General features: G+C 39.1%; 7 protein-coding genes. 5 read left to right on the forward strand and 2 right to left on the reverse strand.

Annotated features, from left to right (window positions below; translation table 11 throughout):
- On the forward strand, positions 1-137 hold a 137-nt coding region (locus tag Q0614_RS04010), incomplete at its 5' end, for an aconitase family protein (RefSeq protein ID WP_298786723.1).
- A 16-nt stretch (positions 138-153) separates the two neighbouring features.
- Here Q0614_RS04010 and Q0614_RS04015 read toward each other — a convergent pair.
- Positions 154-348, reverse strand: a complete 195-nt coding sequence (locus Q0614_RS04015; RefSeq protein WP_298786711.1) for a hypothetical protein — start codon at positions 346-348, stop codon at positions 154-156.
- Between the two features lie 37 nt (positions 349-385).
- On the opposite strand from Q0614_RS04015, the gene Q0614_RS04020 reads away from it, so the two are divergent.
- From Q0614_RS04020 to Q0614_RS04035, 4 genes are all read left to right on the forward strand, one after another.
- Positions 386-535, forward strand: a complete 150-nt coding sequence (locus tag Q0614_RS04020) for a hypothetical protein (RefSeq protein ID WP_298786713.1) — start codon at positions 386-388, stop codon at positions 533-535.
- 841 nt (positions 536-1,376) lie between these two features.
- A complete protein-coding gene (locus Q0614_RS04025) occupies positions 1,377-1,781 on the forward strand; it encodes a TIR domain-containing protein (protein ID WP_298786715.1) in 405 nt (134 codons plus the stop codon).
- 10 nt (positions 1,782-1,791) lie between these two features.
- Positions 1,792-2,268, forward strand: coding sequence for a TIR domain-containing protein (locus Q0614_RS04030; protein ID WP_298786717.1), 477 nt, complete (start codon positions 1,792-1,794; stop codon positions 2,266-2,268).
- A gap of 9 nt (positions 2,269-2,277) precedes the next feature.
- Positions 2,278-3,141, forward strand: coding sequence for a DUF4231 domain-containing protein (locus Q0614_RS04035; protein WP_298786719.1), 864 nt, complete (start codon positions 2,278-2,280; stop codon positions 3,139-3,141).
- 884 nt (positions 3,142-4,025) lie between these two features.
- On the opposite strand, the gene Q0614_RS04040 is transcribed toward Q0614_RS04035, so the two are convergent.
- Positions 4,026-4,381: dihydroxy-acid dehydratase (locus tag Q0614_RS04040; protein WP_298786721.1), on the reverse strand; the 356-nt coding region annotated here is incomplete at its 5' end.

A 4,381-nucleotide genomic window follows, 5' to 3' on the forward strand; every position in this document is an offset into this window, starting at 1 on the left:
AGCGCTGCGTAAGCACGACTAATCGAAATTTCGTCGGCCGCATGGGCGATAGAACGAGCGAAGTATATCTAGCAAACTCCGCCGTCGCCGCAGCTAGCGCCGTCGCAGGCAAGATTGCCGATCCGAGGGATTTGTAGATTTAGGATTTAAAACTTAATGGCGATGCGGTTTGTCTATATGTGACCTAATGAATTTGCTTGCTTGATCCCGGTGTAGACGCCAACACCATAAACACAGCAAGATCCACGTACGTAGCGAGAAATACGACGGTTTAGTGAAATAATTAAGTAGGCTGCAACCAAATGCCAAATGTGCGCCAAAGCCTGCTAACAAACTGCCTACGATCACCCGAAATACCTAGACTTTACTCGCGGATAGGCGAAATTTGACCTCGTTCGCCATAAAAATCGTCGGCATCAAAGGCGAGACGCTAGACGAGATTGTAAATTTAGCCTACGACTACGCGGTAAACTGGCGCAAAGATAAGCTCTATACGAAGGAAAATATCAAAGCGATTTTTGAGCTGGCAAAGTAAATTTGAGAAAATCGTGCGGCTAAATTCGGCGCTAGCAAGATCCATAAAAATTTTAAGGTTTATGCGCGGGCTTAAATTTAACCATCGTGGGATAAATTCGGAGGTTTGGCCCTTCAGCAAAGCAGACTTAGTTTGCCGTTACAAAAACCGACTCAAATTTTGGAAATCGGCGATTTTGCAGCTTTAAATTTTACTCAAATGGACGTATCTGCCATACTGGTTCTGCGATTTTTAGGAGGGCAGTTCAGGGACGGATGCACTGAGTTTTAAAGAGGCTATATGCGTAAAGGACGGCAAATTTTATGTCGCAACAAGAGAAGATGAAGCAAATAAAGTTCTTGTTCTTGGAAATTTAAATTTAAACCGTCTTTTGGGTGGCTTAATTTTGCAGATAATCCAAAACAAAGCACTTAGACTCTCACTATAAATTTTACATCCGTCAAATAGATTTTTTGCTGGATTATATAAAGTCTATTCGCTATAATGTCATCGTAAATTTAGTCCAAATAGAGAAATAAAAGAGCAAATCCTGAAACTATTAGTGGCATCCGAGCCGATGAAAGCTGGCAAGATGGTTCAGACACTAAACACAGATAAAAAGAGGTCGAAAAGGCGATAAAAGCCCTAAAAGACAAGAGCAAAATAAACTTGCCGAAGAGGTGCTACTACTTGGCCGTAAATTTAGCAGACGCCGCAAGGTCTGCCCACTGGTGAAGATTTGCTAGCCATAGTTGATGGAAAAACAGGACAGGTTGGTGGGATATGTGGCGAGGTTATTCTAGGAGTAAATGCCTTACGTCTAGTCAATCTCATTTAAATTTTAATTAACGAGGAGTTATTCGTGGCTAAAACATACAATATTTTTATTAGTCATTCTTGGGATCATTCTGATGACCTTAAATCACTTTATAAATTGCTTGATAGCAGAAACTATTTTTTCTATAAGCCAAATGAAGCAACAAAAGAGGAACCTATTAACTCTGAAAATGCAAAATATATTAAATTGGTACTAAAAAGAAGAATTGAAAATTCAAATATAGTCCTTGCTCTAGCTGGCATTTACGCAAGCCATAGTGATTGGATGCAGTGGGAAATAGAAACCGCGAAAGAGTTAGGTATTCCTATTGTGGGCATTATTCCTCGTGGACAAGAACGAATTTCCAGAGTTGTTTTTGATAATTCAATTGTAAATGTTCGTTGGAATACCGAATCAATTGTTCAGGCTATTCGCGAATATGCTAAATAATGGGGCTAAAATGGGGTTGCCTAGAACATTTGTTGGCTTTAGCAGCACAGATATTCGTTCTTATTGGCTTATGTGGGCTTGGAAAAATAATTCAAAAATTGATTTTAATTTTGTTGATTGCCAGTTGGCTCAGGAAATTAATTCCGAAAATGAAGCGTATATTAAAAGGAAATGCAGGGAGCGTATAAATATGGCTGGAACTTTTATTTCTTTAATTGGGCAAGATACAAAATCCAAACATAAATATGTACGTTGGGAACTAGAAGTTGCCTTGGAAAAAGATTGTCGCATTATTGGCGTCAATCTTGATGGCACTCGTTATATGAATCCAAATACTTGTCCTAAAATAATCCAGGATATTGGTGCTATTTTTATATCATTTTCTCCTAAAATTATCGCGTATGCCTTAAAGAATTATCAAATGAACGATAGTGGAAATTGGTACTATAAGGATATAGTTTATCAAAAATTAGGATATAAAATTTAGGAGGTATTCATGGAAGAACAAGATTTTCCTGCACTGTATCGTTCGGCAGATAAATTATCACTGGATTCGCAGAAGCATTTTTTTTGCATATTGATGATTCATTTAGTTGTACTTATTGTAGCGGCTGCTTTGTCTGCTGTTAACATAACTGAGAAATGGGTATATGTTTTGCAGTTATTAGCTCTTATGGCTGCATTAGGATGTTCTGTTTATCTATGGGGAGTTAGACCAGATCGCTATTGGTATGCAGGTCGTGCAGTTGCCGAGTCAGTAAAAACTATTACTTGGCGTTATGTTAGTAAAGCAGAGCCTTTCCAAACTGAAGATATGATGGCTAAGAATGATTTTAAACAATCATTAAGAATGATTTTTGAACAAAATCAGGATGTTTGTAGTAAATTAATTGATTATGCTAATCAAGAGCAATTTACAGTCGCAATGCAAGAAATGCGCTCTTCTTCTTTAGATAATCGTAAAAATAATTACTGTGAGAAACGGATAAGAGATCAGAGGGAATGGTATGCTAAAAAAGCTGCTTTTAATAAGAAAAAGGCAAATTTATTTTTCTGGGGGTTAATTATTGCTAATTTCATTGGAGTGGTATTGGCAATACTAAAAGTTGCGGAAATAAACCCTATTTATTTACCCGTAGATGTAATTATTGCATTAGCATCAAGCCTTTTAAGTTGGATTCAAGCAAAACGCTTTACTGAACTTTCTGCTTCTTATGCATTAACTGCTCATGAAATTGGATTTATTAATGAGCAAATAGCAACTATAAACAGCGAAGATGATTTTTCCAAATTTGTAGGAGATGCAGAAAATGCTTTTAGCCGCGAGCATACACAATGGGCTGCACGGAGAGATGTTTGAATTTTTATAAATTTTAATAGCCGATCTACTCTATAGCCTCAAAAAACCGTAGTCGAGACTCAAGAAGTTTTCTTCTGTGCAAACTGAAAAACATGCTGTAATAACCATCTTATGTAGTTTCTGTATAAGGAGCACAAAAACGCCAGTGGTGAAACGAGGGTATAAGAAGACGGCGTAGCGGCATCCATTTACAAGCCTGGCAGCACGTATGTGTTAGGGGAGAGGATGATGCTCGTAGAAACTTATAAATTTGGCAGTGATTTTAAAATAAGTAATACGATAAACACAAATAGATTTTTGTATGTCTATTCACTCGTACCTTTTGCTCTGGTCGTAACGTCATACAAAAAATTAACAGCATGTTTGCAAAATTTTGCCCAAATTTTAACGCAGTACTACTTCGCTTTCGGCAGTTTATCTATAAAACAACATAGCTAAAGTTTTTATAAACGCACTAGCAAAACTCTATTCAAATCATGAAATTTAATCGCAAAAATATAAGCAAAAGAACTGCTAGGCACGGCAGATTTCACTTTGCAAATAAAACAAGATTATTGACCCGCTACCATGAAACAAGGCAAAAATAGAACAATGTCTGCCGTACCGAAAACAAAGAAACTTAAGGTTTTTAACAATGAAACGTAGCGTCGGTCTATCTACTAGGTTTTAAGCACCTAAAAGCCTCTATTTCTCGCGTCATACGGGGACAAGCTTGTCGTTTACAAACAGTCGAAGAGCGCCTTACTTTTTATTTTAACCTAAATATTAGACACGCCTAGCCGAAGTAAATTTGAGGCTCTTAACGATAAAATTGCGCGCAAATTTAATAAAACCGTCGCAAATTTGCTCAACTTTACAGCGGTATGTTTAAAATTTAAGGCGCCCTACGCCTCCAATATTGCTCCGTTGCTAGCGTTCGTTACCAGCTTGCGATACATTCGCAGCCAGCGGTACGGCAACGGTTTTTCTATCGGCTTAAATTTAGCCCTTCGCTCAGCGATCTTCTCCTCGCTTAGGCGCACGTTGATCGCGTACGTATCCACGTCGATGTCGATGACGTCGCCGTCCTCTAGCAGCCCGATCATGCCGCCCTCGGCAGCTTCTGGGCTCACGTGTCCGACGCTTAGCCCCCTCGTCGCGCCGCTAAACCTGCCGTCCGTGATGAGAGCCACGTCCGCGCCCAGCCCTCGCCCCATGATTAGGCTCGTAGGGCTTAGCATCTCCTGCATACCCGGGCCTC

Source organism: uncultured Campylobacter sp. (assembly GCF_937997595.1).
In the GTDB taxonomy this organism is placed as follows: domain Bacteria; phylum Campylobacterota; class Campylobacteria; order Campylobacterales; family Campylobacteraceae; genus Campylobacter_B.

Bases quoted from the DNA above. Each gene is read 5' to 3' on its own strand.
- Q0614_RS04030 (WP_298786717.1), top strand. From the start codon at position 1,792: ATGGGGTTGCCTAGAACATTTGTTGGCTTTAGCAGCACAGATATTCGT.
- Q0614_RS04035 (WP_298786719.1), top strand. From the start codon at position 2,278: ATGGAAGAACAAGATTTTCCTGCACTGTATCGTTCGGCAGATAAATTA.